Origin of the sequence: uncultured Sutterella sp. (assembly GCF_937923675.1) — a bacterium.
Taxonomy (GTDB): Bacteria; Pseudomonadota; Gammaproteobacteria; order Burkholderiales; family Burkholderiaceae_F; genus Sutterella.
In genome coordinates this window covers 1-2,097 of the sequence record NZ_CALDXB010000068.1, presented here as the reverse complement: position 1 = coordinate 2,097, position 2,097 = coordinate 1, and the positions used below count along the sequence as shown (strand labels likewise).

General features: G+C 53.8%; 3 protein-coding genes. 2 read left to right on the top strand and 1 reads right to left on the bottom strand.

Annotation, left to right across the window (positions count from 1 at the left end):
• Positions 1–370, bottom strand: a 370-nt coding sequence (locus tag Q0106_RS07840; protein ID WP_297611218.1) for a recombinase family protein, incomplete at its 3' end; no start/stop codon positions are given.
• Positions 371–553: 183 nt separating this feature from the next.
• Here Q0106_RS07840 and Q0106_RS07835 point away from each other — a divergent pair.
• The gene (locus Q0106_RS07835; RefSeq protein WP_297611215.1) at positions 554–796 is read left to right on the top strand and encodes a hypothetical protein; all 243 of its coding nucleotides are present in this window, start codon (positions 554–556) and stop codon (positions 794–796) included.
• 241 nt (positions 797–1,037) lie between these two features.
• Entirely contained in the window at positions 1,038–1,868 is an 831-nt protein-coding gene (locus Q0106_RS07830; protein WP_297611212.1) for a Fic family protein, read from the top strand.
• Positions 1,869–2,097: the final 229 nt, after the last annotated feature.

The window sequence follows — 2,097 nt, the reverse complement described above, 5'->3', positions numbered from 1 at the left end:
GATCTTCATGGAGCACCAGCAGCTTCTCAATGCGGTTGTCGAGAAGCATCCGCAGGAGTCTGCGCAGCCCGGGCTTCCTGCAGTTGAGTCCGGAACCAATGTCGGAAATCACTTCGTCGCAGCCGGCCTCGCGCAGACGATCAGCCTGCCGCAGCAGGTCTGACTTCTGATCGTGCGAGGAAACGCGGGCGTAACCGACAATCTTTCGCCCGGCAGTTTCCGCGGATTGAACTGCAGGCTCCCTGAATCTTCGATGACCGCCGAAGGTGCGCCCTTCTATCTGAATAAAGCCTTTTTCCACCCAGCGTCTGATAGTGCTCGGCGATACGCCGTAATGTCGGGCAATGACTCCAATCGAACAAAGCGTCATTTTTATTCCTCCTATTCTGCGCGTTACGGGAGGTTTGACAGCATTTTATTCGACTAGCAAATGCCCCGCGGGATGAGAATGGCATGGAATAATCAGTTCTCACGTTCCTCGACATCGAGCTGCAGGACTTCGGGAGAGGAGCTGTGAGACAGAACCTCTCTATGAGCCGCCGGATCTTTCAATATGAGCACCTTCGACACAAAGACGCTTTTTACCGCTGCTCTGATGTTATCGGAGCCTTGGTATATCGACCAGATTGATTTCCGAGAAGAACCGGGCAATACCCGGACGCTCCATATCTTCATTAAATTCAGACAGGGCGCCCGCTTCCCGGATCTTACGGCGACGGGCGGCGCGAAGGCCTCTCCGGTCCATGACGCGCTGCCGGGCACCTGGCGGAACACGAATTTCTTCCAATACCCGTGACTCATCCATTGCGATGTTCCTCGGATTCTTGGGAGCGACGGCAGGATTAGGCGGGTTGCGGTTCCCTGGGAACGCGCTGACAACGGCTTCAGGCGGTTTTGAGGGAGTGATGTCCTCATTCGCTTTGCAGGGCAGTCGTCGGCCGCTGCCTCTCCCAGCGCTCGAAATTCCCCAGAGGTTAAAGCGAAGGTTTTCCTTGCCGCAGAAATCATCGATTTCAACTGATGGGCGTACATGAAAAATGGATGAAAAGGAATTCAGGGAAATTGAAGCGAGGCTCCTGAGCGACAAGAAGACGGCGTTGGAGATGGTCGATGACATTTTCAAAAAGCTCAATGAGCAAAAGCCGCTGACTCCGCCGGCTGTCGCCCGTCTCCGCGATGAAATGATGCTGGAGAATACCTTTGATTCCAATGCGATCGAGGGTTCGCGGCTGACTCTGAGGGAAACCGTTCTGGTCGTCAAGGAAGGCGTTGCGGACGGAGATGGGTTTCGCATGAAGGATGTTCTTGCCGCTCAGGGCTACGCTCGCGGCTTTGAGGTGATTTTTGATTTGGCAGCTCAAAAGGTTCCCTGCGATGAGAATTTGATTCAGCGATTCCATCGGTATGTCATGCTCGGCGCCTTCCCAGAGTATTGCGGCGTCTGGAGGGATCACGAGGTCAGGGTGCTGGGAGCTGCCTTCAAGCCGGCCGGGTTTCGGGAGATTCCGCAGAAAATCCATGATCTCGTTTGCTGGTACCAAAATGAAGATGCGATGCATCCGATAGAAAAGGCCTCAAGGTTTCATGCAGAGTTCGAGACGATTCATCCTTTTGCCGACGGCAATGGAAGAACCGGGCGGCTACTCTTGAATTTCATGCTGGTCCGTGAAGGCTATTGGCCTGCAAATATCCGTTGTCGGGAAGACCGCGATCGGTACTATGCGGCGCTTTATTCATTTCAAAGCGGGGGCAGCATTGACGATCTGACGGCGCTCGTAGCCTTGAGAGAGGCGGAACAGCTTTTGCATTGCCTCAAGATCGCCTTGCAGCAGGAGGAAGCCCGACTGATGCGTTTGCGGAGCGCCTAGGATGATTAGGTCTTCAAGGCTCCCGTTGGAGCACCTCTTCTATTGAAAGCGGGATGTGGAAATCAAGAAGCGGGCGGATCTGCCGGAAGCAAACCTGGTCGGATCCGCGTGAAGGTTGACCTTAAGCCCGTCGGAATGTCAGGAATAGTGATTATTCCTCACGAGAATAACTGTTGCACAGGGCTGACGCACATTAATTTCTAATTTCAGCTGGAATCTTTTGATTTTC

Excerpts from the sequence above, each read along its gene's own strand:
- Q0106_RS07835 (WP_297611215.1), top strand. The coding sequence starts at position 554 with ATGAGCACCTTCGACACAAAGACGCTTTTTACCGCTGCTCTGATGTTA.
- Q0106_RS07830 (WP_297611212.1), top strand. The coding sequence starts at position 1,038 with ATGGATGAAAAGGAATTCAGGGAAATTGAAGCGAGGCTCCTGAGCGAC.